Below are 23,643 nucleotides of genomic sequence, written 5' to 3' on the forward strand. Positions count from 1 at the left end.
CCAGCCGACAAACACGAAGCGGTCGCGCTTGAGCCAGTCATCGAGGACGTCGAACCATCCCCGAGCCGAAGGCGCGCGCCCTACAGCAATCGTCATGATGAAGAGGCTTCATGAAGCTTTACAAGGGCACTGTACGGAAATCAGCCGGTGGCCGGGGCTTCCGCCGCCCTGGCCCGGGGGCAATGAGTACTTGCACTCACCGGCTCCGTCAGCCCCAGGCCTTGCGGCCGCCCCGCTCGTCTGAACCGCACCGGAAGCAGCCCTGAATCCAGCCCCGAGCCAAACCGGAGCCAACCGGGAGCCGGCCGGCCCTTCAGCGGAAACCGCAGCGCCGCGCCATTCGCCAGAGTGGCGGCTGCCCTCACCGAAATCGCCGTGTACGTCGTCGAGCTCTCGCTCAAGCTCAGCCCCATGCCCGTCTCGGTCCAGCGCAAGGAACTGGCCGACGCCCAGGCCCTGTATGGCCAGATCAAGGCGGTCCTGGAGAGCGGTCAACCGCGCGTGCTCGAACTCAGCTGCGAGAAAGCCGAGGAGAAACTGGTCAGCCTGCTGAGCAGTGAGCTGGTAGCCGTTCAGCTCTACGAACGTTCGGCCGCGGGTGGCACCGGCACCAAACGTCCCGGCTTCAGCGTCGACAGTTGACCAGCTCGCCACCGGCCCATGCCAGCGCCGGTTTCTCCGCCCCTGATCCTCCGCTGGTGGTGGAGAACCTGGGGTTCCGCTGGCCCAACGGCAGCCTCGCCCTTGACCACATCAACCTCGAGGTGCCCCGTCCAGGGCTGTGGATGCTCGTGGGGGGCAACGGCAGCGGCAAGAGCACCCTGCTGCGGCTGATCGCCGGGCTGCTCGATCCGCAGCGAGGGCGGATTCACCGCCAGCGCACGCCGGCTCTGGTGTTCCAGAACCCCGACCACCAACTCTTGCTGCCCAGCTGCGGCACCGACCTCCAGCTCTCGTTGGCGGAGGGCCTCAGCCGTGAGGAGCGGCGCTGGCGGGTGGCCGAAGCCCTGGCCCAGGTCGGCTTACCTGGCCTGGAAGGGCGGCCGATCCACACGCTCAGCGGCGGCCAGAAACAGCGGGTGGCCATCGCCGGTGCCCTCGCCAGCGGTGCCGACCTGCTGCTGCTCGACGAACCCACCGCCCTGCTCGATCCAATCAGCCAGACGGAGGTTCTGGAGTTGATCCATCGCCTCTGCCACCGGCAGGAGCGACCCCTCACCGCCCTCTGGATCACCCATCGGCTGGAGGAACTCGAGCGCTGCGACGGGGCCGTGCTGATGGAAAGCGGGCGCATGGGCCGCTGGCAGGACGGGCCGGAACTATGCCGGCGCCTTCGCGGCAGGGTCTCCCTCTTGCCTGGCGGCGCGACCGAGGGGTAGGTTCACCGGGTTGCCATCCTCGGTAGCTCAGCGGTAGAGCGGTCGGCTGTTAACCGATTGGTCGCAGGTTCGAATCCTGCCCGGGGAGTTCCTGTTCGCCTTGCCGCAGCGCTGCCTGCCGGTTGTTCACGTTCCGGTGGCGCGGTTGCCAGGATCGTGTCCCATACTTCTGCGAAAGCAGCTCATACGGCCTCTTCGAATCCAACGGATTGCCGCTGTCACCCGCCCTGCGCCGCCCATGAAGCCCTGCATCCTGCTGATCGAAGACGACAGGGACATGCGTGAGCTGGTGGCTGCCCATCTGATGCACGGCGGCTTCCAGGTGGAATGCGCCGAAGACGGCATCAAGGGCCAGGCCCTGGCCCTGCAGGCCCATCCCGACCTGATCCTGCTCGATCTGATGCTGCCCAAGGTGGATGGCCTCACCCTCTGCCAGCGCCTGCGCCGCGATGAGCGCACGGCCGGGATCCCGATCATGATGATCACGGCGCTCGGCGGCACCAAAGACAAGGTGAGCGGCTTCAACTCCGGCGCCGACGACTACCTGACCAAGCCCTTCGATCTCGAAGAGCTCCTGGTGCGGGTGAAAGCACTGCTGCGGCGCATCGATCGCGCCCCTCTGGCCGAAAAACACAACGAGATTCTCAATTTCGGGCCTCTCACCCTGGTGCCCGAGCGGTTCGAGGCCATCTGGTTCGATCAAGCCGTCCGGCTCACCCACCTGGAGTTCGAACTGCTCCACTGCCTGCTCCAGCGTCACGGTCAGACCGTGGCCCCCTCGCTCATCCTCAAGGAAGTGTGGGGCTACGAGCCCGACGACGACATCGAGACCATCCGGGTGCACGTGCGCCACCTGCGCACCAAGCTCGAACCCGAACCGCGCAAACCCCGGTTCATCAAAACGGTCTACGGAGCCGGCTACTGCCTGGAACTCCCCACTGGCCCCCAGCTGGAACAGCAGGAGCGGCTGGTGCGAGAGCTTCGGCAGGACACGCGCGACCAGCTGCGCTCGCTCGAATCCGCCTGATTCCACCGACCATCTGCTGCTGAAGCGGCACCGACACAGCCGGAGCGCTGCTTCAGCGACTCCCCAGGCGCCTGTCAGAGCTTCGCGCTGTTGTCCGTCAAGGGGCGCGTGGCGCAGGTGGCGGTCAGATCCCCCTGGAACTCCAGGCTCACACCAGCGATCCGCCCAGCTCCAGCAGCGCCACTTCCCAGGCCAGCCGGGGTTGCACAGCCCCCTGCAACTGGCGCCGGAGGCGCTCGATCCGCTGCTGATCGGCCTGGCAGAGATCGCGGCGCCAGCTCTGCAGTTGCCACCAGTCGAGCAGCCACAGCTGAAGATCGAGGTCCAGGGCTTCGGTGAGCTCACGGGCCAGGGCCAGCGCCTCCAGCGGTTGGCCCGGCCGCTCCAGCAGCCGCTCCGCCAGCCCCGGTGGCAGGGCCTGCCATTGCTCCCGGTGGCGCAGCAACGCCCCCGGCGAGCCGGCCGCCAGCGCGATCAGGCCGGCGGCCTCTGGCCCCTCCGCCACGGGTGAGAGATCGGCGCGGCGGTGCAGCACCGCCTGCAGGGAGGCCGGATCCAGCCGGCTGAACACGATCTGCTGGCAACGGGAGCGAATCGTGCTCAGCAGGCGCTCGGGCGCGCTGGTCAGCAGCACGAGCAGCCCGTTGCCGGGCTCTTCCAGGGTTTTGAGCAGGGCATTGGCCGCCCCCTCCGCCATCATCTCCACCGCCTCGATCACCACAAGGCAGTGGTCGCCCTCCAGCGGCCGACGGGCCAGGAAACGGCTGATCGCCCGCACCTGCTCCAGGCGCAGCTGGGGCAGCGACCGCTTCGCCACTCCCTGGGCGATCGCCTCCGAACGGGGGATCAGCTGGCCCTGGTGCTGGTAGGTGGGCTCCACCCAGAGCAGATCCGGGTGGTTGCCCTCCTCCAGCCGGCGTCGCAGCGGGGCTGAGCCAGCGACCCCGGCCAGAATGCCCTCGAGGAAGCGCAGAGCCGCCAGGCGCCGTCCCACCCCATCCGGCCCGCTGAACAGGTAGGCCGGCGCCAGCCGCTGGCGCTGCAGCGACGCGGCAAGCAGGGCCACGGCCTGGGGCTGGCCGATCAGGTCGGCGAACAGATCAGCCATCGCAGCCACCAGCAGCGGCGAAACGGCACCGCAGCAGTGCGGCAATCGCTTCCGCCACCTGTTCGGGAGCAGCGGCAGCCTCCACCCGCGCCCAGCCCCGCTGCGCCGCCAGCTGGGCGAATCCTCCAGCCACCCGCTGCAGGAAGGGCAGTCCCGCCGACTCGATCCGATCGGCGGGCCGGTGGCCGCGACGCTCCAGTGAGAGCGGCAGGGGCAGGTCCAGCCAGAGGGTGAGGTCGGCCGTCAGGCCGGCGGTGGCGATGGCCTCCAGCTGGCCGATCAACGCGAGATCCAGGCCACGGCCATAGCCCTGGTAGGCGGCCGTGGAGCCGGCAAAGCGGTCGCTGATCACCCAGTGGCCCGCCGCCAGGGCGGGCGCGATGCGGGCCTCCACGTGCTGGGCGCGGTCGGCCGCATAAAGCAGCAGTTCCGCGGTGGGGCAGGGGCTGGCCGCCTCCGGCGGATGCAGCAGCAGCTGCCGCAGCGCCTGGCCCAGCGGCGTCCCTCCCGGCTCGCGGCATACCACCAGCTCCGCCCCGGGCGCCAGCAGGCCGCTGCTGGGCAACCAGGCCTGCAGACGTTCGAGCTGGGTGGTCTTGCCACAGCCATCGATGCCCTCCAGCACGAGAAAGCGCCCCCTGGGGCGATCGGGGTCAGGCTGGACCATGCAGCAGCAGCGCGTTCACCACCACGGTGATCGAGCTCATCGCCATCAGCAGGGCCGCCAGGGGTGGGGAGAGCACCACACCGAAGCCTGGCAGCAGGGCGCCGGCCGCGATCGGCAGCACCACAAGGTTGTAGCCGAAGGCCCAGAAAAGGTTCTGGCGCACCTTGGCCAGCGTGCGCCGCGCCAGCTGCAGCGCCAGCACGAGCGAGGACAAGCGGTCGCCAAGGATCACCAGATCGGCGGTGTCCTGAGCGATCTGGGTGCCGGTGCCCACGGCGATGCCGAGATCGGCCGCCGCCAGAGCGGGCGCATCGTTGATGCCATCGCCCACCATCGCCACCGGCCCCAACTGCTGCCAGCGCACGATCCGGTCGAGCTTCTGCTCGGGGCGCAGTTCCCAGGCAAGGGCGTCGTCCGGCAAGCCGAGCCGTTCACCGAGGCGCCGCACGGCAGGCTGCCGGTCACCGCTGAGCACGCCGAGGTTCAGCCCCATGGCACCGAGCTCCTGCACGGTGGCGACCGCATCGGCGCGCGGTTGGTCGTGCACCGCCACGAGGCCCAGCAGGCGGCTGCCGACCGCCACGGCCAACACCGAGCCGCCGTCGGCCTCCAGTGCTGTGAGTCGCTGGCGGAGCGGAGCGCCCAGACCAACCCCTCGCTGCTCCAGCCAGTCGAGGCGACCCACCCGGCAAGGGCCGCTGACCCCTTCCAGTTCCCCCTCCACCCCGGCCCCGGCGAAGGTGACGCAGGTGCTCACCGGCCAGAGAGGAAGCTGGCGGCGCTCCGCCTCCTGCAGCAGGGCATGGGCGAGCGGGTGGCGGGTCTGCTGCTCCAGGCTGGCCGCCACACGGATCAGGGCATCGGCGTCGACCAGCTCGCCCGCCAGCTGGTGAGCTGGATCCGGGGGGGACAGTTCGATCGCCACCACGAGGGGGCGGCCCAGGGTGAGCGTGCCGGTCTTGTCGAACAGCACCGCCTGCAGACGCGCGGCGGTCTCGATCGCATCGCCGCCCCGGAACAGCACACCGGCCCGGGCCGCCAGCCCTGAGCCGACTGTGATCGCCGTGGGGGTGGCCAGGCCCAACGCACAGGGGCAGGCCACCACCAGCACCGAAATCGCCAGCTGCAGGGCCAGGCTGAACGGGGTCTCGGCGGCGGCCCCCGCCAGCCCGTGGCCGGAGCCTCCCATGCCCATACCACCAAGGCCGTGCCCACCGAAGCTGTGAGCAGCCCCGGCCCCATGGCCCAGCAGCGGAGCCACCATCAGCACATCCGGCCAGAGGCGGGTGCCCCACAGCCACCAGAACAGGAAGGTGGCCAGGGCGAGAACAAGCACCAGCACGGTGAAACGGCCGGCCACCCGGTCCACCAGGCGCTGTATCGGCGCCTTGCGGGCCTGGGCCTGCTCGACCAGCGCAATGATCCGGGCCAGGGCCGTCTCCGCACCGGCGCGGGTCACCTCCAGCACCAGCGGCGCCTGCAGGTTGAGCATGCCGGCGGCCAGCTCACAGCCCGGGCGGGCCTCCAGCGGCAGGGGTTCGCCGGTGAGACTCGACACATCCACCGCCGAGCAGCCCTCCAGCACCACCCCATCCACCGGCACCCGGTCGCCCGGCAGCAGTTGCAACCGATCTGCGGGCCGCAGCCCTCCCACCCGCACCTCTCGCGGGGGGCCATCGCCCACCAGCAGCAGCGCCGTTTCGGGTTGGAGCTGGGCCAGCTGCTCCAGCGCCCGGCCGGTGCGGAAGCGGGCCCGTTCCTCCAGGAAGCGGCCCAGCAGCACGAAGCCGAGCAGCATCACCGGCTCATTGAAAAAACAGGGCCAGCCCGCCGCCGGCCAGAGCAGGGCCGCCAGGCTGGCGAGGTAGGCGCTGCCCATGCCCAGGCCCACCAGGGTGTCCATGCTGGGCATGCGGTGCCAGGCGCTCAGGGCGCCGCGCACCAGGATCGAACGACCCGGCAGCGCCAGGGCCAGGGTGGCCACGAGGGCGTGGAACCAGAGCGCCGCCAGCAGGGCTCCGAGCGGGGACGCCAGCAGCGATGCCGGCAGGCTGCCCGCCTCCGCCAGATGGCCCAGCACCGACACCACCAGCAGCGTCAGCGCCGCGATCAGCTGGCGCCACTCCAGCCACCAACGATGGCGCTGGGCCAGCTCGGCCGCCGTGGGTGCCGGCAGCGACTGATCACGCAGGCGTGCCGCAAAGCCGAGCCCCTCCAGGCTGGCCAGCAGGGCCGCCACCTGGGTGTCGAGGCCTGGCTGCGCGGCCTCGACAGGAGCGGCCAGGCCCACCCAGGCGGTGTGGGTGAGCAGGTTCACGCTTGCCTGGTGCACACCGGGCACGGCCAGCAGGCGCTTCTCCACGGCACGCACGCACCCCCCGCACTTCATGCCGTCCACCTCGAGCAGCACCGGCACCAGGGGGCGGGGAGACGGTGCAGCCGGAAGCGGTGAGACGGCGGGGCCGGGGGAAACCTGAACCACTGGGATCGGCAGCTGGGTTTCAGGCTAGAGATGCCCTCCGGCAGAAGCTGGCTCGCCGCGCAGGCGTCAGGATGGGTCCACAAACCAGACCGTTCCCGTGCCCCGCAGCCAACGCAACGACAACTTCATCGACAAGAGCTTCACGGTCATGGCGGACCTGATCCTCAAGGTGATTCCCACCAACCGGCGGGCGAAGGAGGCTTTCGCGTACTACCGCGACGGCATGAGCGCCCAGGGCGACGGCGAATATGCCGAAGCGCTGGAGAACTACGAGGAAGCCCTGAAGCTGGAGGACGACCCCAACGACAAGGCCTTCATCCTCTACAACATGGCGCTGGTGTTCACCAGCAACGGCGATCACCAGAAGGCGCTGGAGTTCTACGAGCAGGCGCTGGATCTCAACCAGCACATGCCGCAGGCCCTCAACAACATCGCGGTGATTCACCACCACCTCGGCTCCCTGGCGGAAGAACGGGGCGACACCGATGAGTCGGACCGCTGCTTCTCCCGCGCCGCCGACTACTGGACCAAGGCGATCCGCATGGCGCCGAACAACTACATCGAAGCCCAGAACTGGCTCAAGACCAGCGGGCGCGGCAACGTCGACGTCTACTTCTGAGCCTCGTCGGGGCGCCTGGGCAGGGCGTTGCCCGGGGCGGGGTGTGGCCTGGCCGGGGCAGGGTGGAGCCGCCGGCCCGGCTCAGTCGGCAGCAGGGTCAAACCCCAGCCCGGCCACCAGGGCCTCCGCCACAGTGGCGGCCTCCAGCAGCTGGAGATCAAGCCCGGCGGCGATCGCCCCGAGGCCGCTGCCGCGCGGCACCACCGCCCGGCGGAACCCCAGCCGCGCCGCCTCCTGGAGGCGCAGCTCCAGCTGGCCCACCGGCCGCAGCTGCCCTCCCAGCCCCAGCTCCCCTACCAGCACCGTGCCGGCCGGCATGGTCAGATCGCGGTAGCTGGCCACCACCGCCGCGGCCACGCCGAGATCGGCCGCCGGCTCCTCCACGTCGAGGCCACCGGCCACCGCCAGGTAGCAATCGAAGCGGGAGAGGGGCAGCCCCATGTGCTTTTCAAGCACGGCCAGGATCTGGTGCAGCCGGTTGATGCCGATGCCGGTGGCCGTGCGGCGTGGGCTGGCATAGCTGGTGGTGCTCACCAGGGCCTGCAGCTCGACCACCAGCGAGCGGGTGCCTTCACAGGCCACGATCGTGGCGGTGCCGGCGGCGGGGCCGTCATGACCGAGGAACAGCTCGCTGGGATTGGTGACTTCCGCCAGCCCCCGGTCGCGCATCTCGAACAGGCCCAGTTCGTGCGTGGCACCGAAGCGGTTCTTGACCGCCCGCAGCAGCCGGTGGCTGGCGAAGCGGTCGCCCTCGAAGGTGAGCACCGCATCGACGAGGTGTTCGAGCACCTTGGGCCCGGCCAGCATCCCCTCCTTGGTGACATGCCCCACCAGCAGCAGGGCGGTGTCCTGGCGCTTGGCCAGCCGTTGCAGGGCACCGGCGCATTCGCGCACCTGGGCGACCGATCCCGGCGCGCTGCTGAGCTGGTCGTCATGCAGGGCCTGGATGCTGTCGATGATCGCCACCGCCGGCCGCAGCGCCTCAAGCTCCTGCAGCACCAGCTCCAGATCGGTTTCCGCCAGCAGCTGCAGCCCGGCACCCGCCGGCACGGTCCCATCGGCCCCAACCGGCTGCTCCGCAGCGCCGGCACCTGGCGGGGCGAGCCGGCTCCAGCGCAGGCGAACCTGCTGCGCCGACTCCTCGGCGCTCACGTAGAGCACCGAGGTGATGGCGGCCAGCGCCTGGGCGCTCTGCAGCAGCAGGGTGGATTTGCCGATGCCGGGATCGCCCCCCACCAGCACCAGCGCCCCGGGCACCAGCCCGCCGCCCAGCACCCGATCGAACTCTGCGAAGCCGCTGGGCAACCGCTGGAGCGGCCGCTCCACCGCCATCAGGATCGATTCCGAGCGCCGGGGACGCCCTGGCGCGAGGGCCACCTTCTCGCCCGCACCGGTACGGGCAGGCGCGCCCTCAGGCGCGGCGCGGCGGCGGCGGCCATCAGCGGCGGGGCCGCTCTGTTCCACCAGCGTGTTCCAGGCACCGCAGCCATGGCAGCGGCCGAAGAACTGGCGGGTCTGAGCTCCACAGGCCTGGCAGATGAACAGCGGTGCGGATCGGGCCACGGCGGTGTGTGAAGAATGGTGGCGTTGGGTGAATTTGCCGCCCCTCCGACCAGTTCAGTGGTCAGGACTTGTGTACCCAGGCCGGCGCAACCATGACGGCTTCCTCCTCCGCCAAGGAAACCATCCTGGTCGTTGACGACGAGGCGAGCATCCGCAGGATTCTCGAAACCCGCCTCACGATGATCGGCTACGACGTCGTCACCGCCTGTGACGGCGTGGAGGCGCTTGAGGCCTTCCGCCATTCCAGCCCGGATCTGGTGGTGCTCGACGTGATGATGCCCAAGCTCGACGGCTATGGCGTCTGCCAGGAGCTCCGTAAGGAATCCGATGTGCCGATCGTGATGCTCACCGCTCTGGGCGACGTGGCCGACCGCATCACCGGCCTGGAGCTCGGTGCCGACGACTACGTGGTGAAGCCCTTCAGCCCGAAGGAGCTGGAGGCCCGCATCCGCTGCGTGCTGCGCCGGGTGGAGAAGGAGCAGGTGGTGGGCATCCCCAACTCCGGCGTGATCCAGGTCAACGAGCTGCGCATCGACACCAACAAGCGCCAGGTGTACCGGGGCGAAGAGCGCATCCGCCTCACCGGCATGGAGTTCAGCCTGCTGGAGCTGCTGGTCAGCCGTTCGGGTGAGCCCTTCAGCCGCGGCGAGATTCTCAAGGAGGTCTGGGGCTATACCCCCGAGCGTCACGTGGACACCCGGGTGGTGGATGTCCACATCTCACGGCTGCGTTCCAAACTGGAAGATGATCCAGCCAACCCCGAGCTGATCCTCACCGCACGGGGTACGGGTTACCTGTTCCAGCGCATCGTGGAAGCCGTTGCCTCCGAAGGACTCTGATTCAGAACTGAGACAACGCCGCGCCAAACCCAGCCGCGCGATCCGCCGGCTGGTGGTCTGGTATCGCCGCAATGCGACGGTCACCAGCCTGGTTGACACGGCCACCTCCTCAGCCAGCACTGCCGCCTCCGCTGCTTCCGCCGCCGCCTCGGTGGCCGGCTCGATGGCCTCGGCGGCAGGTTCGGTGGCCTCCTCCGCCGGCACCATGGCGGGATCGGTTGCCGGCACAGTGCTGCAGCCGCTGATGAGCTACCCCCGCCGGCGCCTGCAGACCGGTGGCGATGGGTCCGCTCCGATCCGCGACCGTGACCGCATCTGGATGGCCGTCGACGGCATGGGGGGAGACCATGCCCCCGGCCCGATCCTCGAGGGCTGCCTGGCTGCCGTGCGCTGCCTGCCGGTGAAGATCCGCTTCGTGGCCGAAGCCGCGGCAGTGCAGCAGGCCGCGGCCGCCCTGAACCTGGAAGACGACCTGCGCGAGAGCCTGCAGGCCGGGCTGCTGCAGCTGGTCGCCAGCGGCCCTTCGGTGGGCATGGACGAGGAAGCCACGGTGGTGCGCCGCAAGCGCGACGCCAGCATCAACATGGCCATGGACCTGGTCAAGAGCGGTGAGGCGGCGGCGGTTTACTCCGCCGGCAACTCCGGTGCCGTGATGGCCTCGGCGATCTTCCGGCTCGGCCGGCTCAAGGGCATCGACCGCCCCGCCATCGGCGCCCTCTTCCCCACCAAGGACCCGGGCCGGCAGGTGCTTGTGCTCGACGTGGGCGCCAACATGGACTGCAAGCCGGTGTACCTGCAGCAGTTCGCCCTGCTGGGCAGCATCTACAGCCGCGACGTGCTCGGCATCCCCCAGCCCCGCATCGGCCTGCTGAACATCGGCGAGGAGGCCTGCAAGGGCAACGAGCTCACCATCAAGGCCTACGCCCTGCTCGCCGCCGAGCAGCGGCTGCGCTTCGCCGGCAACTGCGAAGGCCGCGACGTCCTCTCCGGCAGCTTCGATGTGGTGGTCTGCGACGGCTACACCGGCAACGTGCTGCTCAAGTTCCTGGAGTCGGTGGGCAGCGTGCTGCTCGATGTGCTGCGGGCCGAACTGCCCCGGGGCAGGCGCGGCAAGGTGGGCTCCGCCTTCCTGCGCAGCAACCTGGTGCGGATCAAGAAGCGCCTCGACCATGCCGAGCACGGCGGCGCCCTGCTGCTCGGCGTCAATGGGGTCTGCGTGATCGGCCACGGCAGCAGCAAGGCCCTTTCGGTGGTCAGCGCGCTGCGGCTGGCGCACCTGGCCGCCAGCCATGGGGTGATGGAAGATCTGCACAAGCTCAGCAGCGAGGAGAGCTCCGTTCCTGCCTGTGGTTGACTGAGCCGAACCGTGGGTGAGTCGGTGGCGCTTGGCCGGATGGGCGCAGGCATGGCGCTCGTGGGATGCGGCAGTTCGCTCCCCGCTCTGATCGTCAGCAACGACGCGCTGAGCCTTCGCGTCGACACCAACGATGAGTGGATCCGCAGCCGCACCGGCATCGCTGCGCGCCGTGTGGCCGGGCCCACGGAAACGGTGACGTCGATGGCCACCGCCGCCGCCCGCAACGCCCTTGATCACGCCGGCTGGTCGGCGGAGACGGTGGATCTGATCCTGCTGGCCACCTCCAGCCCGGACGACCTGTTCGGCACCGCGCCGCGGGTGCAGGCGGGGCTGGGGGCCACCAACGCCGTGGCCTTCGATCTCACAGCCGCCTGCAGCGGCTTTCTCTTCGCCCTGATCACCGCAGCCCAATACATCCGCGCCGGTAGCGCGCGCAAGGTGCTGGTGATCGGGGCCGACCAGCTCAGCCGCTGGGTCGACTGGGACGACCGGCGCACCTGCGTGCTGTTCGGCGACGCCGCCGCCGCCATCGCCGTGGAGGCCTGTGAAGGCGAGCGGGATGGCCTGCTGGGCTTCCGCATGCGTTCTGACGGCCGCCGCGCCGCCTGCCTGACCCTGGCGCAGCGGGAGGAGCGGCAGGCGCTGCTCGACGGCCACACGGCCCAGCGCGGCGGCTTCGCGCCGATCCACATGAACGGCCAGGAGGTGTACAAGTTCGCCGTCAAGGAAGTGCCGGCCGTGCTGCAGGAGCTGCTCGCCGCCACTGGCACCACCGCAGCCGAGCTCGACTGGCTGCTGCTGCATCAGGCCAACCAGCGCATCCTCGATGCGGTGGCCCAGCGTTTCGCCATTCCCAACCAGCGGGTGCTCAGCAACCTGGCGGCCTACGGCAACACCTCTGCCGCCACGATCCCGCTGATGCTCGATGAAGCGGTACGTGATGGCCGCATCCAGCCTGGCCACCTGATCGCCAGCAGTGGCTTCGGCGCCGGGCTGAGCTGGGGAGCGGCGCTGCTCCGCTGGCGTGGACCCGGCGGCTGAGGGGGCTAGCCAGGGCGTCGCCGTAATCTCAGATTCCGTTCAAGACGAACAGGATGGGCATTGCCTGGGTGTTTCCCGGCCAGGGATCGCAGAAGCTGGGAATGGTGGGTGATCTGCTCGATCTGCCCGGAGCGCGCGAGCGGTTTGCTTCTGCTTCGGATCTCCTGGGCAGGGATCTGCTGGCGATCTGCGCCGGTGAACCGCTCAGTGATCCCACCGCACCGGCCGACCTGAACGACACCCGCAACAGCCAGCCGGCCCTGTTCGTGCTGGAAAGCCTGCTGGTCGATGCGCTCAAGGGGATGGGGCGCTGCGCCCACCTTGTGGCCGGACACAGCCTTGGGGAGCTGGTGGCGCTCTACGCCGCTGGTGTCTTCGACCTTGAGGCAGGCCTGGCCCTGATGCGGCAGCGAAGCGAGCTGATGGCCGCCGCAGGTGGCGGGTCGATGACCGCCGTGATCGGCTTCAACCGGGAGGAGCTGGACGAACGGATCGCCGCCAGCGAAGGGGTGGTGATCGCCAACGACAACAGCGCCTCCCAAGTGGTGCTCTCCGGCAGCACCGAGGCGGTTCAGGCCCTGTGCCAGAGAATCAACTGCAAGCGGGCGATCCCCTTGGCTGTGTCGGGGGCCTTCCATTCCCCCTTCATGGCAGAAGCCGCGGCCGCCTTTCGCCAGCTCCTGGAGCAGGTCCCATTCGCCAATGCGGCCATTCCGGTGCTCAGCAACACCGATCCCACCCCGGCCACTGACGGCGCCCTGCTCAAGGAGCGCCTGAGCGAGCAGATGGTCACGGGGGTGCGCTGGCGCGAAACCATGGACCAGTTCCCGCGGCTAGCAATCGAAACCGTGGTGGAGGTCGGGCCGGGCAACGTGCTGAGCGGCCTGCTGCGCCGGGCAGTCCCCGGCCTCGCCACCGCCCAGATCGGCGCGGCGGCCGACCTGGCGCTTTGAGCGAATCCAAAGGGCTGGATTCCTCCGATCCGCTGGCGCTGTTGAATCCCCGCCCCAGCCTTACCTACCGGCTGATCAGCTATTTGCTGGTGTTCCCGCTCTACCGGATCCTGTTCCGTGGGCGCACCAGCGGCAATCGAAATGTGCCCACGGAGGGTGCACTGGTGGTGGTGGCCAACCACGGCTCCCACTTCGACCCGCCGTTGCTGGGCCACGCCTTGGGCCGACCCGTGGCCTTCATGGCAAAAGCAGAGCTGTTCAGGGTCCCCCTGCTGGGCCCGATCATTCGCGCCTGCGGGGCCTACCCGGTGCAGCGGGGGGCCAGCGACCGCGAAGCCATTCGGGTCGCCACAGCACGGCTGGCCCAGGGCTGGGCCACCGGGGTGTTCATCGATGGCACCCGGCAGCTGGACGGCCGCGTCAACCAGCCGCAGGCGGGCGCTGCTCTGCTGGCGGCACGGGCCGGCGTGCCGCTGCTACCGGTGGCGATCGTCAACAGCCACCGGGCCATGGGCGCAGGCCGTACCTGGCCACGCCTGGTGCCGATCCACATCCGTATCGGCCAGCCGATCCCGCCGCCCGCCTCGCGCCGTCGCGAAGACCTCCTGGCGACCACCCAGGCCTGCCAGGACCAGATCAATGCCTTGCTGAATGAGGGCCTGATCAGGCCCGGGTCTGAGCGTGCTGCGCTTGCGCCCAGTTCTTCAGATCCCGCCCGCTGAGCACCCACACCACGGCCCGCAGGCCGTCGCCCCAGCGCTTGGGGAGGCTCTCAGGATGGCAGTGCTCCCCGCAGGACACCGCCACGGGCGTCAGCTGGATGCCGCGGCTGCCGGCCACCACCCGGCCGACCAGCAGGGCCCGGTCCATGTGATCACTGCTGGTGACCAGCAGCACGTGACGGATGCCGCCACGGCGCAGATCATCCACCACGGTGGTGAAGTTGGAAAGCGTGTCATGGGCGCGGTAATCCAGCCGGTATTGCTGCTGCCGCAGGCCTTCCTGATCGAACAGCCAGCGGGCGTATTCCGGGTTGCTGCCGCCGCTGACCACCACCGGCAGACGGTATTGCGTCGCCAAGCGCCCGGCCACCTTCTCGCGCTTCACGTCACCGCCCAGCACGAGGATGAGCTGGGGCGGCGAAGCCGGCGGCAGCAGCAGGGAACGTCCCAGCCAGAAGCTGCCCGCCGTCAGCAACGTCAGCAGCACCAGGCGGCGCATCAACCCTCTCCCCCCACGGGGCTGGTGGGATAGATCGGCAGCACCGTGCTCCAGGGGGCCGGCCCGCCGGCCATCGCCGCCGCCTTGCTGAAGGCGAGCAACTGGGCCACATCGGCTCTGGCTTCCACCACCGCCGGCAGCCGTGGGCCAGGAGGCACGGCATCGGCATCGGCGAACAGGCGCGGCGGCTGGCGCTCCACCACCCCCCCTGGAGCCCCTGCATCGAGCCCGTAGGCACCCGCCACCACACCCCGGCGCGGCAGCTCGTGCAGCAGCCAGAACGGATCGGCGGCCGTCAGCGGCTCTCCGTCCTGCCAGAGGCGCCGCGCCACCAGCAGGAAACTGCTGACACCATCAAGGGGCAGAGCCAGCTGCTGGGCCAGCGTGCGGGCCATCACTACGGTGAGCCGGGTGCCAGTGAAGCCACCGGGCCCGGTGGCCACCGCCAGCCGTGCCAGCTGCGGCCAGCGGCAGGCTGGCAATACCTCCTCCACGCAGGCGAGCAGATCGTTGGAGAGCCGGCGCCCCAGCGGGAAGGTGTGGATCAAGGGCGGCGTCTCCGGCTCCAGCAGCGACTGGAGCGCCACTCCCAGCACCTCGCTGCTGCTGTGCAGGGCCAGGCCCCAGGCAGGAGCGTCCATCACCGCGGGACCGCCGCCAGAGGACGCAGCCGTTGCCAGCGACCCGGTTCAGCCTGGAAGCTGGCGCAGGACCGCACGTCCCACTCCACGCCCACGCGGTTCTCCGGCAGATCCATCACCTGCACATGGATGCGTGGATCCACCGGGCGAAAGTCGGGGGCAACGGCGAGATGCTCGACGCCGTGCTGGCGCTCCACCGCGTGATAGGCCTGGCAGCGGTCCACCCAGTGGCAATCCACGCAGATGCACATGCCTGAGTGGTCTCCGAATGCAGCCATTCTGGCGGGCCAGGCCAGCGTGCCTCTGGATCTGGCCGCCGCCACGGCTCTGCTGCGCCGCCGCCTGGCGACGGAACGCTGGCCGGTGCCTCCGGCGGCCTTTCCTGCGGGCACCGCCCTGGTGGGTGGCGCCGTGCGCGATGGCCTGCTCGGGCGGCTGGGGGAGCGGCCCGACCTCGATCTGGTGGTGCCGGTGGAGGCCATTGCCCTGGGCGAGCGGCTGAGCCGGGAGCACGGTGGTCGCTGCGTGGTGCTGGATCAGGAGCGCTCGATCGCCCGGCTGGTGATCCGGGGCTGGAGCGTGGATCTGGCCCGCCAGGCCGGCGCGGACCTGGCCACCGATCTGCTGCGCCGCGACTTCTGTCTCAACGCCCTGGCCCTGCCCTTGGCGGCGAGCAGCCAGCTGCTCGACCCGAGCGGCGGCCTGACCGATCTGGCGGCGGGACTGATCCGGGCCGTGAGCGAAGCGAACCTGCTGGACGACCCGCTGCGACTGCTGCGAGGTGAGCGACTGGCCGCGGAACTGGGCTTTCACCTCGACGCCACCAGCGCAGCCTGGATCCAGCACCACAGCCGCCGGATCGACCAAGTGGCCGTGGAGCGCGTGCGGGTGGAGCTGGAGAAGCTGGCGGCGTGCGCCGGCGGCGGCGAAGGGCTGGCCCGGGTGCTGACGATCGGCCTGCTGGACGCCTGGCGCCAGCCGGACGCTGTGGAAGGCGGTGCAGCCGGCAATGAAGCCGCCGGTGCCGCATTGCGACAGCTCACCCCGGCGGCGGCCGCAGCCAGGGGCCTGAGCGAAGACGAAGCCCGCGTGGCCCTGCCCCTGGCGCGCCTGGCCACGCTGCTTGATGCCGCCAGCTGGGGGCGGCTGCACGCCAGCCGGGCGCTGCAGCGACGCTGCGGTCTGCTGCGGAGCTGGCGGGCGCAGCTGGAGGGGCCCGGCGGGGTGCGGGATCCCGCCGCCCCGTTCGGCTCGGAACGGGAGCAGGTGCACTTTCACCGCGACCTGGAGGACGACCTGCCCGCCCTGCTGCTCATGCTGCCGCTGCCGTTTGCGCGGGAGTGGCTGCCCCGCTGGCGTGATCCGGGCGATCCTCTCTTTCATCCCAGGCCCCCGCTCGACGGCACGGAACTGCAGCAGCGGCTGGGGCTGGCCCCGTCACGGCGGCTGGGCGAACTGCTGGCCCACCTGACGATCGAGCGCGCCTTCGGCCGCCTGGAGAGCAGCGAGGAGGCCCTGGCGGCGGCGCGTCGCTGGCTGGCTGGACCGGCGCCGTGATTGACTGCTCTGTGTACAGGCATCTTCCATCGCTTCATCGAAGCCCGAACGGCAACGGTTGACGTCCAGTTCCTGAACGTCAGAAACACCTCCCCGATCGCTCTTTGGCGCCTCCTGCGCTGCCCTGCGTTTCGCCGGTGCGTTCACCCGATGGCGCAGGCCGCCACCTCCCTTCTCTCCCCCCTCCTCCCATGAGTGTTCGTCTCTACGTCGGCAATCTGCCGCAGACTTTCGATGCCGCCGAGCTCGATGCTCTGTTCACTTCCATCGCCGAGGGCGTGCGCTTCAAGACCGTTCAGGACAGGGAAACGGGTGCCTGCCGTGGTTTCGGTTTCGCCAATGTCGAGGATGAGAAACTGGCCGACACCGTGATCGAGCAGCTCAACGGCCACGACTTCGGCGGCAACAGCCTGCGCATCGAGCGCTCCGAGCGCCGTGACAGCCGCCCCGGCACCGGCGATCGCCGGCCCGCCGCCGGCGGTGCCGCTCCTGTGGCGGCCCGCAAGGCCGTCAACAAGGTGGTGCACAGTGACACCATCACCGAAGGCGCCCCCGATCCGCGTTGGGCCGGTGAGCTCGCCAAACTGAAATCCCTGCTGGCCAACCAGACAGCCACCACGGTCTGAGCCAGCACCCCGTTCCGCCGGTCGGCGGCGATGCTGCCTTGACCCACCCGCTGGCTTCCACCGCGCCCAGCCCTGCCTCCTCCTCCTGGACCTGGCAGGGTCACATCATTCGCTACCGCTGCCTCGCCGGCCCCGAACCGGCGGGGCTTCAACGTGTGGTGCTGATCCACGGGTTCGGCGCGAGCCTGGGCCACTGGCGCCACAACCTGCCGGTGATCGCCAGCCGCTTCTCGGTGTGCGCCATCGATCTGCTCGGATTCGGCGCCAGCGACAAGCCGCGCTCCCGCCTGGCCGATGAAGCAGAGCAGCCCGGAGCGGTGCGCTACTGCTTCGATCTGTGGGCCGAGCAGGTGGCGGATTTCGTGCAGAAGGTGGCCCTGCAGCACGCTCCCTCCGCCCGCGTGCATCTGGTGGGCAACTCGATCGGCGGCGTGGTGGCCCTAAGGGCGGCCCAGCTGCTGGTGGCCCGAGGCGTTCCGCTGGCCCAGGTGATCCTGATCGACTGCGCCCAGCGCACGTTGGATGAAAAGCGCGTGGCGGAACTGCCGCTGCTGGAGCGCTGGAGCCGTCCCCTGGTGAAGCAACTGGTGCGGCAGCGCTGGCTGGTGGCTCCCCTGTTCCGCGCCCTGGCCCGGCCCGCCTTCATCCGTCAGGTGCTGGAGCGGGCTTACCCCAGCGGCGCCAACATCGACGACGCCCTGGTGGAGCTGCTGCACCGGCCCAGTACCGATGCCGGAGCGCCCGAGAGCTTCCGCGGCTTCGTCAACCTGTTCGACGACCACCTGGCACCGGAGCTGCTTGCCGAGCTCACCGTGCCGGTGCGCATGCTGTGGGGAGCAGAGGATCCGTGGGAAGCGCCAGCCGAAGCCGAACGCTGGGCGCGCCTCTTCCCCTGCGTGCAGGAACTGAAGGTGCTGCCGGGGTTGGGACACTGCCCCCACGACGAAGCTCCCGAACGGGTGAATCCGATCCTGCTGGACTGGCTGCAGGCGGAGGCCGGGGCCACTGCAGAGGTTCAGCGGGCCTGGGAGATCACGTAGGAGAGCGGCAGGTCGAGCAGCTTGAAGGGCTTGGGAACGTAGGCCCGGTGGTTGAAAACGTCGTAGTTGAGTTGCTCGATCACTGTGAGAATGCCGCGATACAGCCGCAGCGAGGCCCACACCGGCCAGCGGGCATCGGCCGCCAGCCAGCGCACCCCCGCCTCCGAACGGCCGAACCAGTAGCGGGCGCGTTGCAACTGAAAGGCCATCAGGGCCCGCCAGTTTTCATTGAGCAGCCCCGCCATCAGGTCGGATTCCGAGTAGTTGAAGCGCTGCAGATCTTCCTGCGGCAGATAGATGCGGCCACGGCTGCGGTCTTCGCCCACATCGCGCAGGATATTGGTGAGCTGGTTGGCGATGCCAAGGGCCACCGCCGCTTCGGAAGTGTCGGGCCGTTCGCTCCAGGGGGCCGTGGTGTAGGCCGGATCAAGCCCCATCACTTCCTGGGTCATCAGGCCCACGGTGCCGGCCACCCGATAGCAATAGAGCTGCAGTTCATCGAAGCTGGCGTAGCGATGGCAGACCAAGTCCATGCGCTGCCCCTCGATCATGTCGAGGTAGGGCTGGAGCGGCTGGGGATAGCGCTGGATGGTGTCCACCATGGCCAGATCGAGCGCATCGTGCACCTCGCCGGCAAACAGCCGGCGGGTGCGGGCTTCCCAGCGATCGAGCCGCTCGGCGAGTTGGTCTGTGGGCAGCCGCTGCGCCTGGGGGCTGTCCATCAGTTCGTCGGTGCGGCGGCACCACACGTAGATCGCCCAGATGGCCCGCCGCTTGGCGGGGGGCATCAGCAGGGTGCCGAGATAGAAGGTCTTGGCCCACTGAGCGGTTTCCTGGCGGCAGGCCTCGTAGGCGTGCTCCAGGTTCAGGCCGGAGCGGAGGGAAGCGGCGGTGGGTGAAGCGGCCAGCACGCTCACACCGCCACCGGCTGCACCAGCGCGGACGCCTGCCGGCTGACCGCCTCGGCGCACAGCTTGCCGCTCAGCACTGCCCCTTCCATCGAAGCCAGATAGCGCTGCATCGTGTAGTCGCCGGCCAGGAAGAAGTTGGCGATCGGCGATTGCTGCGAGGGCCGCAGCTGCTGGCAGCCGGGCACCGTCTTGTAGACGGAGAGGGGGGTTTTGACCACCCGGGCCTTGCGCAGCTTGGCCTGGTCGTCGCCGTTGAAGTGGTCGGGGAAGAGGCGGCGCAGCTCCTCGAGGGTGGCGGCCACGATGTCGTCATCGCTGCGGCCGATCCACTCCGCCGCAGGGGCGAAAACCAGCTCGAGCATGGAGCGGTCGGGGTCGGCGTACTCGCGGCAGGTGTTGCTCATGTCGGCGTAGACGCTGAGCAGGTCCGAACGACTGAACAGAAGATGGTCGATCGCGGTGAGTTTTCGATCGAACCAGAGATGAATGTTGATCACCGGCACCCCCTTGAGCCCGTCGAGCTTCTGGAAGTAGGGCAGCTGGCGCCAGGGATCCGGCAGCAGGAGCTTGAGCGGATCCACCGGCAGGGCGCTGACGTAGGCATCCGCCTCCACCTCACGGCCGGGCTGGCCCTGGATGCCGCCGATCCGGAAGCTGCGCACGCTGCCATCGGCGGCCAGGCGGATCTCGCGCAGGGGGCTGTCGAGGTGCACCTCGCCACCGCGCTCCCGGATCGAGGCCACGATCGGCTCACAGAGACGCTCTGGGGGGTTGCCGTCGAGGAAGGCCATCTTCGAGCCGTTCTTCTCCTGCAGGAAGCGGTTGAGGGCCGTGAGGATCACCGTTGAGGAGATTTCATCGGGATTGATGAAGTTGAGCGCCTTGCTCATGGCGATGAACACTTCATCGTTCACCCGCTGAGGAATGTTGTGAAGGCGCAGCCATTCCGACCAGGAGTATTTGTCGCACTCCTCCACGTAGTCCTGGCCGCGGAGCATGGCGGGCACCAGGCCGAGCCCGAAGGCGATCTTCTCGGGCCAGGTGAGCATGTCGTTGTTGCCGAGGATGGCGGCAACACCGTTGAGAGGGGCGGGAAGGTCGGGGAAATCGAAACGGCTGTAGGTGCCTGGCGCCTCCTTCTGGTTGAAGATCATCGCGTGATCCTTCCACTGCAGGCGATCCTCGATGCCCAGCTCCGCGAACAGCTGCAGCATGTTGGGGTAGGCCCCAAAGAAGATGTGCAGGCCGGTTTCGTACCAGTCGCCGTCTTCGTCCTGCCAGGCCGCCACCTTGCCGCCGAGCACGTTGCGCCCCTCGAGCAGCACCGGCGTGTGGCCGGCATCGCAGAGGTATTTGGCACAGGACAGGCCGGCGAGTCCTGCTCCGGCAATGGCGACGCGCATGCAAAGACGAAAACCAGACGCCAACCTAAAAGGATGCCCCCTGCCAACGTCGGGCGCCTGGCTGCCGTGGCCCTGCACGCACCGGCGGTTCCTAGAGTTGCGGCGGCCCATATCCGTCCGTTCGCCTCCGTTCCATGGCCGACGACCTGCTGCTCAAGTCCACCACCCGTCATGTGCGGCTGTTCACGGCACGGCTCGAGGGGGGTGAACTGGTCCCCGACCCGCACCAGCTGACCCTCGACCTCGACCCGGACAACGAGTTCCTCTGGGACGCCGGCGTGCTGCAGAAGGTGCAGCAGCGTTTCCGTGATCTGGTGGCCGGTTTCGCCGGCGCCGAGCTCACCGAATACAACCTGCGCCGCATCGGTTCGGAGCTGGAGGGCACGATCCGCCAGCTGCTGCAGGCGGGCGAACTCCGCTACAACCCGGACGCGCGGGTTCTCAACTACTCCATGGGCCTGCCCCGCAGTGCCGCTTCCACATGACCCGCTCCCGTGATGGCAGCGCCTTCTCCAGAGGCGATGGCAGAGGCAGCCGCGGCCGCTCCAGCGCCGATTACGCCGGGTCGGACTACGCCAGCTCCGACTACGCCTACGACCGCCGCGGCTCCCGTTACGACGCCGCCGATGAGCGGGATCCCGGCGACCGCTCCCGCGCCGCCCGCCCCACCCGCAACGGGGGTGGCGGCGGTGGCGGTGGTGCCACACCGGGTGGGGGTGGTGGCAAACCCGGAGGCGGCCCCTTCGTGTTCAACGTGGCCACGATCGCGGTGCTGGCCGGGGTGCTCGTGGTGGGCATCGGCATCGGCACGGCCCTCTCCAGCAACACCGCGGGCAACCAGGGCAACATCGCCAGCAGCCAGCAACTCGACCTGGCCGTGCCCGACCCCGAGTTCTGCAAGCAGTGGGGTGCGAGCGCCTTCGTGATGGACGTGGAGCTCTACACCACCATGAACCCAAGCAGCAGCTTCGTGACCCAGCCGACGCTGCAGCCGGGCTGTGTGATCCGCCGCGAGAACTGGAGCGTGCTGCAGAAGGAGGGCGCCGTCACCTCCGAGCAGATGCGCCAGTGCAAGCAGCGCATGAACACCTTCGCCTACATCGGCTCGATCCGCGACAAGCCGATCGTCCGCTGCGTCTACCAGACCGACATCAGCGGCAACAAGTTTCAGACCCGGGGCATTGCCGGCGCTGCCGACGACGCCGTGGGCATCACCCCGGAAGGCGACCAGTTCTGAGTCTGATCCCGAGTCCCCGCCTGCAGGAGCCTCCGGGCTCGTGCAGGGGGCTCAAGGGGCGGGCTGAAGCACCGTGGTGGCGGCTTCGGCCGGAGGGCTGGTGCGGGGGGTCTGCCGCAAGGGGCTGTCGGGGCTGGCGAACACCGGCAGCACCTCGCGGCGGAAGGCTTCCGAAGCCCTGGAGCAGTAGCGGGCCGGATGGGTGATCAGCTTCAGCTGGCGGCGCACCAGCAGGTCGGTCACGTTGGGACGGTGCAGGGATCCAGTCGCCAGTTCCCGCTCGATCGACACCACCGGCAGGAAGGCGGCACCCAATCCCGACTGCACGGCGTTCTTGATCGCCTCGAAGGAATTGAGCTCCATCTCGATCTTGAGCCGCTGCACTTCCAGGCCGGAGCGGGCCAGCAGCTGGTCCACCATCTTGCGGGTGGTGGACTGGGCATCAAGGCAGACGAAGCTGAGCCGGTAGAGGTCGTCCTTGTGGAGTTCCGGCAGGCGGGCGAGGGGATGGTTCACCGGCAGCACCAGGGCCAGTTCATCGCTGGCGTAAGGAATCACCTGAAGCAGGTCGTTGAGCTCGCCGGGCAGCTCACCGCCGATGATCGCCAGATCCACCTGGCCGTTGGCCACGCTCCAACTGGTGCGCCGGGTGCTGTGCACCTGCAGCTGCACCGACACGTCGGGATACTTCTGCCGGAACAGGCCGATCATGCGCGGCATCAGGTAGGTGCCGGTGGTCTGGCTGGCGCCCACGATCAGGGAACCGCCCTTGAGGTTGTGCAGGTCGTCGAGGGCGCGGCAGGCCTCCTGGCACTGGCCCAGGATGCGGTCGCAGTAGCTGAGCAGGAGATGACCCGCCTCGGTGAGCTGGGCCTTGCGGCCGCCCCGGTCGAAGAGCGACACATCGAGCTGCTTCTCCAGGTTCTGGATCTGCAGGCTCACCGCCGGCTGGGTGACGTAAAGGCTGTCGGCAGCCTTCTTGAAGCTGCCTTCGCTGGCGATGGCCCGCAGGATGCGCAGCTGATCAAGGGTGAACGGCAGATCAGCCATGGAACGACCCCGGGGCTGGACGCCGGCATGAACAGAGAACTTTAGGAGCAAAGCCCGGGCCGCACTGCACGCCATGCCGCGGCGGACGAAGCAGAATCGCCGCTGCAGCTTCTGCCCCGTGCTTTCCCCGCTCCACCACACCAGCCTGGTGATGGTTGCCCTGCTGGTGGCCTTTGCGGTGCTGCACAGCGGCGGGGCCGCCCTGCGCGTGTGGGGGGAGCAGCGCATCGGGGCCCGGGCCTGGCGCCTGCTGTTCGCGGCTGTGAGCATTCCGGCCGCTGTGGTGGTGGTGGGGTACTTCCTCGCCCATCGCTATGACGGGGTGCGGCTCTGGACCCTGCAGGGCACCCCCGGACTCATCCCCGTGATCTGGGTGGGAACAGCGATCAGCTTCTTCTTTCTGTATCCCGCCACCTACAACCTGCTGGAGATCCCCGCGCTGCTGCAGCCCCAGGTGCGCCTCTACGAAACCGGGATCATCCGCATCAGCCGCCACCCGCAGGCCGTCGGTCAGATCCTCTGGTGCGCCACCCACCTGCTCTGGATCGGCAGCAGCTTCATGGTGGTCACCTGCGCCGGATTGATCGCCCATCACCTGTTTGCCGTCTGGCACGGCGACCGACGCCTGCGGGCGCGCTTCGGCGAGGCCTTCGAGCAGCTCAAGGCGCGCACCTCCGTGGTGCCGTTCCTGGCGGTGATCGACGGACGCCAGACGCTGCAACTCACAGAATTCCTGCGGCCTTCCCAGCTGGGGATCGCCATCGCCATCGGCCTGTTCTGGTGGAGCCACCGCTACATCGGGCCTGCGGCCAGCGCCTTTCTGAACGGACCCCTGGGACGGACGCTGGGCTGATCGCACACCCACACACAGGCCGGCCGTGCCCAGGAAGCTGCCTACACTCGCGGGGCCGCTAACTGGAGC

25 protein-coding genes and 1 tRNA gene are annotated in these 23,643 nt (G+C 69.2%); 16 read left to right on the plus strand and 10 right to left on the minus strand.

Going from position 1 to position 23,643, the window contains the following annotated elements:
• The first annotated feature begins 375 nt into the window (after positions 1–375).
• The 4 genes from CJZ80_RS06935 (at position 376) to CJZ80_RS06950 (ending at position 2,406) form a co-directional block, all read left to right on the plus strand.
• Positions 376–642 (plus strand): hypothetical protein, encoded by a 267-nt coding sequence (locus CJZ80_RS06935; RefSeq protein WP_094512325.1) that lies wholly within the window; start codon positions 376–378, stop codon positions 640–642.
• Positions 639–1,379, plus strand: coding sequence for an ABC transporter ATP-binding protein (locus tag CJZ80_RS06940; protein WP_094511591.1), 741 nt, complete (start codon positions 639–641; stop codon positions 1,377–1,379). Before CJZ80_RS06935 ends, CJZ80_RS06940 begins: the two co-directional genes overlap by 4 nt.
• Positions 1,380–1,395: 16 nt before the next feature.
• Positions 1,396–1,467, plus strand: a tRNA-Asn gene (locus tag CJZ80_RS06945).
• A 150-nt stretch (positions 1,468–1,617) separates the two neighbouring features.
• Positions 1,618–2,406: a response regulator transcription factor gene (locus tag CJZ80_RS06950; RefSeq protein ID WP_094511593.1), complete on the plus strand. Its 789-nt coding sequence runs from the start codon at positions 1,618–1,620 to the stop codon at positions 2,404–2,406.
• A gap of 148 nt (positions 2,407–2,554) precedes the next feature.
• Here the strand turns inward: CJZ80_RS06950 and CJZ80_RS06955 are convergent, their stop codons facing one another.
• Genes CJZ80_RS06955 through CJZ80_RS06965 form a run of 3 tightly spaced genes read right to left on the minus strand, consistent with a single transcriptional unit; the run spans position 2,555 to position 6,600 of the window.
• The gene (locus CJZ80_RS06955; RefSeq protein ID WP_094512329.1) at positions 2,555–3,514 is read right to left on the minus strand and encodes a DNA polymerase III subunit delta'; all 960 of its coding nucleotides are present in this window, start codon (positions 3,512–3,514) and stop codon (positions 2,555–2,557) included.
• Positions 3,507–4,181 (minus strand): dTMP kinase, encoded by a 675-nt coding sequence (gene tmk / locus CJZ80_RS06960; protein WP_094511595.1) that lies wholly within the window; start codon positions 4,179–4,181, stop codon positions 3,507–3,509. The genes CJZ80_RS06955 and tmk overlap by 8 nt, the downstream gene beginning before the upstream one ends.
• A complete protein-coding gene (locus CJZ80_RS06965; protein ID WP_369803009.1) occupies positions 4,168–6,600 on the minus strand; it encodes a heavy metal translocating P-type ATPase in 2,433 nt (810 codons plus the stop codon). Before CJZ80_RS06965 ends, tmk begins: the two co-directional genes overlap by 14 nt.
• Before the next feature lie 160 nt (positions 6,601–6,760).
• Between CJZ80_RS06965 and CJZ80_RS06970 the strand changes: the two genes are divergently transcribed.
• Positions 6,761–7,282: a photosystem I assembly protein Ycf3 gene (locus CJZ80_RS06970; protein ID WP_094511597.1), complete on the plus strand. Its 522-nt coding sequence runs from the start codon at positions 6,761–6,763 to the stop codon at positions 7,280–7,282.
• An 81-nt stretch (positions 7,283–7,363) separates the two neighbouring features.
• On the opposite strand, the gene radA is transcribed toward CJZ80_RS06970, so the two are convergent.
• The gene (radA, locus tag CJZ80_RS06975) at positions 7,364–8,845 is read right to left on the minus strand and encodes a DNA repair protein RadA (RefSeq protein WP_094511599.1); all 1,482 of its coding nucleotides are present in this window, start codon (positions 8,843–8,845) and stop codon (positions 7,364–7,366) included.
• Between the two features lie 92 nt (positions 8,846–8,937).
• On the opposite strand from radA, the gene rpaB reads away from it, so the two are divergent.
• Genes rpaB through CJZ80_RS07000 form a run of 5 tightly spaced genes read left to right on the plus strand, consistent with a single transcriptional unit; the run spans position 8,938 to position 13,757 of the window.
• The gene (gene rpaB / locus CJZ80_RS06980) at positions 8,938–9,684 is read left to right on the plus strand and encodes a response regulator transcription factor RpaB (protein ID WP_094511601.1); all 747 of its coding nucleotides are present in this window, start codon (positions 8,938–8,940) and stop codon (positions 9,682–9,684) included.
• On the plus strand, positions 9,665–11,038 hold the full coding sequence (gene plsX / locus CJZ80_RS06985; protein WP_094511603.1) for a phosphate acyltransferase PlsX: 1,374 nt from the start codon (positions 9,665–9,667) through the stop codon (positions 11,036–11,038). Before rpaB ends, plsX begins: the two co-directional genes overlap by 20 nt.
• Positions 11,039–11,089: 51 nt before the next feature.
• Entirely contained in the window at positions 11,090–12,082 is a 993-nt protein-coding gene (locus CJZ80_RS06990; RefSeq protein WP_094511605.1) for a beta-ketoacyl-ACP synthase III, read from the plus strand.
• A gap of 53 nt (positions 12,083–12,135) precedes the next feature.
• Positions 12,136–13,035: an ACP S-malonyltransferase gene (fabD, locus tag CJZ80_RS06995; RefSeq protein WP_094511607.1), complete on the plus strand. Its 900-nt coding sequence runs from the start codon at positions 12,136–12,138 to the stop codon at positions 13,033–13,035.
• Positions 13,032–13,757 carry a 1-acyl-sn-glycerol-3-phosphate acyltransferase gene (locus CJZ80_RS07000; RefSeq protein ID WP_094511609.1) on the plus strand — a complete coding sequence of 242 codons (726 nt, stop codon included), beginning with the start codon at positions 13,032–13,034 and terminating at the stop codon, positions 13,755–13,757. The genes fabD and CJZ80_RS07000 overlap by 4 nt, the downstream gene beginning before the upstream one ends.
• Here the strand turns inward: CJZ80_RS07000 and CJZ80_RS07005 are convergent.
• The 3 genes from CJZ80_RS07005 to CJZ80_RS07015 are packed head-to-tail and all read right to left on the minus strand — an operon-like array spanning position 13,699 to position 15,148.
• Positions 13,699–14,256: a YdcF family protein gene (locus tag CJZ80_RS07005; RefSeq protein ID WP_094511611.1), complete on the minus strand. Its 558-nt coding sequence runs from the start codon at positions 14,254–14,256 to the stop codon at positions 13,699–13,701. The genes CJZ80_RS07000 and CJZ80_RS07005 overlap by 59 nt on opposite strands.
• A complete protein-coding gene (tsaB, locus tag CJZ80_RS07010) occupies positions 14,256–14,897 on the minus strand; it encodes a tRNA (adenosine(37)-N6)-threonylcarbamoyltransferase complex dimerization subunit type 1 TsaB (protein ID WP_094511613.1) in 642 nt (213 codons plus the stop codon). Before tsaB ends, CJZ80_RS07005 begins: the two co-directional genes overlap by 1 nt.
• Positions 14,897–15,148 carry a Ycf34 family protein gene (locus CJZ80_RS07015; protein WP_094511615.1) on the minus strand — a complete coding sequence of 84 codons (252 nt, stop codon included), beginning with the start codon at positions 15,146–15,148 and terminating at the stop codon, positions 14,897–14,899. Before CJZ80_RS07015 ends, tsaB begins: the two co-directional genes overlap by 1 nt.
• On the opposite strand from CJZ80_RS07015, the gene CJZ80_RS07020 reads away from it, so the two are divergent.
• The 3 genes from CJZ80_RS07020 (at position 15,147) to CJZ80_RS07030 (ending at position 18,120) form a co-directional block, all read left to right on the plus strand.
• The gene (locus tag CJZ80_RS07020; RefSeq protein WP_094511617.1) at positions 15,147–16,454 is read left to right on the plus strand and encodes a poly-A polymerase; all 1,308 of its coding nucleotides are present in this window, start codon (positions 15,147–15,149) and stop codon (positions 16,452–16,454) included. The two genes, CJZ80_RS07015 and CJZ80_RS07020, sit on opposite strands and share 2 nt — an antisense overlap.
• 191 nt (positions 16,455–16,645) lie before the next feature.
• Positions 16,646–17,080 (plus strand): RNA-binding protein, encoded by a 435-nt coding sequence (locus CJZ80_RS07025; protein ID WP_094511619.1) that lies wholly within the window; start codon positions 16,646–16,648, stop codon positions 17,078–17,080.
• Positions 17,081–17,118: 38 nt separating this feature from the next.
• Complete coding sequence (locus tag CJZ80_RS07030; protein ID WP_369803002.1) at positions 17,119–18,120, plus strand: alpha/beta fold hydrolase; 1,002 nt, start codon at positions 17,119–17,121, stop codon at positions 18,118–18,120.
• On the opposite strand, the gene CJZ80_RS07035 is transcribed toward CJZ80_RS07030, so the two are convergent.
• Both CJZ80_RS07035 and pds read right to left on the minus strand, forming a co-directional pair.
• On the minus strand, positions 18,096–19,037 hold the full coding sequence (locus tag CJZ80_RS07035) for a phytoene synthase (protein ID WP_094512340.1): 942 nt from the start codon (positions 19,035–19,037) through the stop codon (positions 18,096–18,098). The genes CJZ80_RS07030 and CJZ80_RS07035 overlap by 25 nt on opposite strands.
• Positions 19,034–20,434 (minus strand): 15-cis-phytoene desaturase, encoded by a 1,401-nt coding sequence (pds, locus tag CJZ80_RS07040; RefSeq protein WP_094511624.1) that lies wholly within the window; start codon positions 20,432–20,434, stop codon positions 19,034–19,036. Before pds ends, CJZ80_RS07035 begins: the two co-directional genes overlap by 4 nt.
• Before the next feature lie 134 nt (positions 20,435–20,568).
• Between pds and CJZ80_RS07045 the strand changes: the two genes are divergently transcribed.
• Positions 20,569–20,919, plus strand: coding sequence for an NAD(P)H-quinone oxidoreductase subunit M (locus tag CJZ80_RS07045; protein ID WP_094511629.1), 351 nt, complete (start codon positions 20,569–20,571; stop codon positions 20,917–20,919).
• A complete protein-coding gene (locus CJZ80_RS07055; protein WP_233132889.1) occupies positions 20,916–21,671 on the plus strand; it encodes a DUF3172 domain-containing protein in 756 nt (251 codons plus the stop codon). The genes CJZ80_RS07045 and CJZ80_RS07055 overlap by 4 nt, the downstream gene beginning before the upstream one ends.
• Before the next feature lie 51 nt (positions 21,672–21,722).
• Here CJZ80_RS07055 and CJZ80_RS07060 read toward each other — a convergent pair whose 3' ends face one another.
• Positions 21,723–22,721, minus strand: a complete 999-nt coding sequence (locus CJZ80_RS07060; RefSeq protein ID WP_094511634.1) for a LysR family transcriptional regulator — start codon at positions 22,719–22,721, stop codon at positions 21,723–21,725.
• 73 nt (positions 22,722–22,794) lie between these two features.
• Here CJZ80_RS07060 and CJZ80_RS07065 point away from each other — a divergent pair, with 73 nt between their 5' ends.
• The gene (locus tag CJZ80_RS07065; protein ID WP_094511639.1) at positions 22,795–23,574 is read left to right on the plus strand and encodes an NnrU family protein; all 780 of its coding nucleotides are present in this window, start codon (positions 22,795–22,797) and stop codon (positions 23,572–23,574) included.
• Positions 23,575–23,643: the final 69 nt, after the last annotated feature.

The organism is Synechococcus sp. MW101C3 (genome assembly GCF_002252635.1).
Classification (GTDB): domain Bacteria; phylum Cyanobacteriota; class Cyanobacteriia; order PCC-6307; family Cyanobiaceae; genus MW101C3.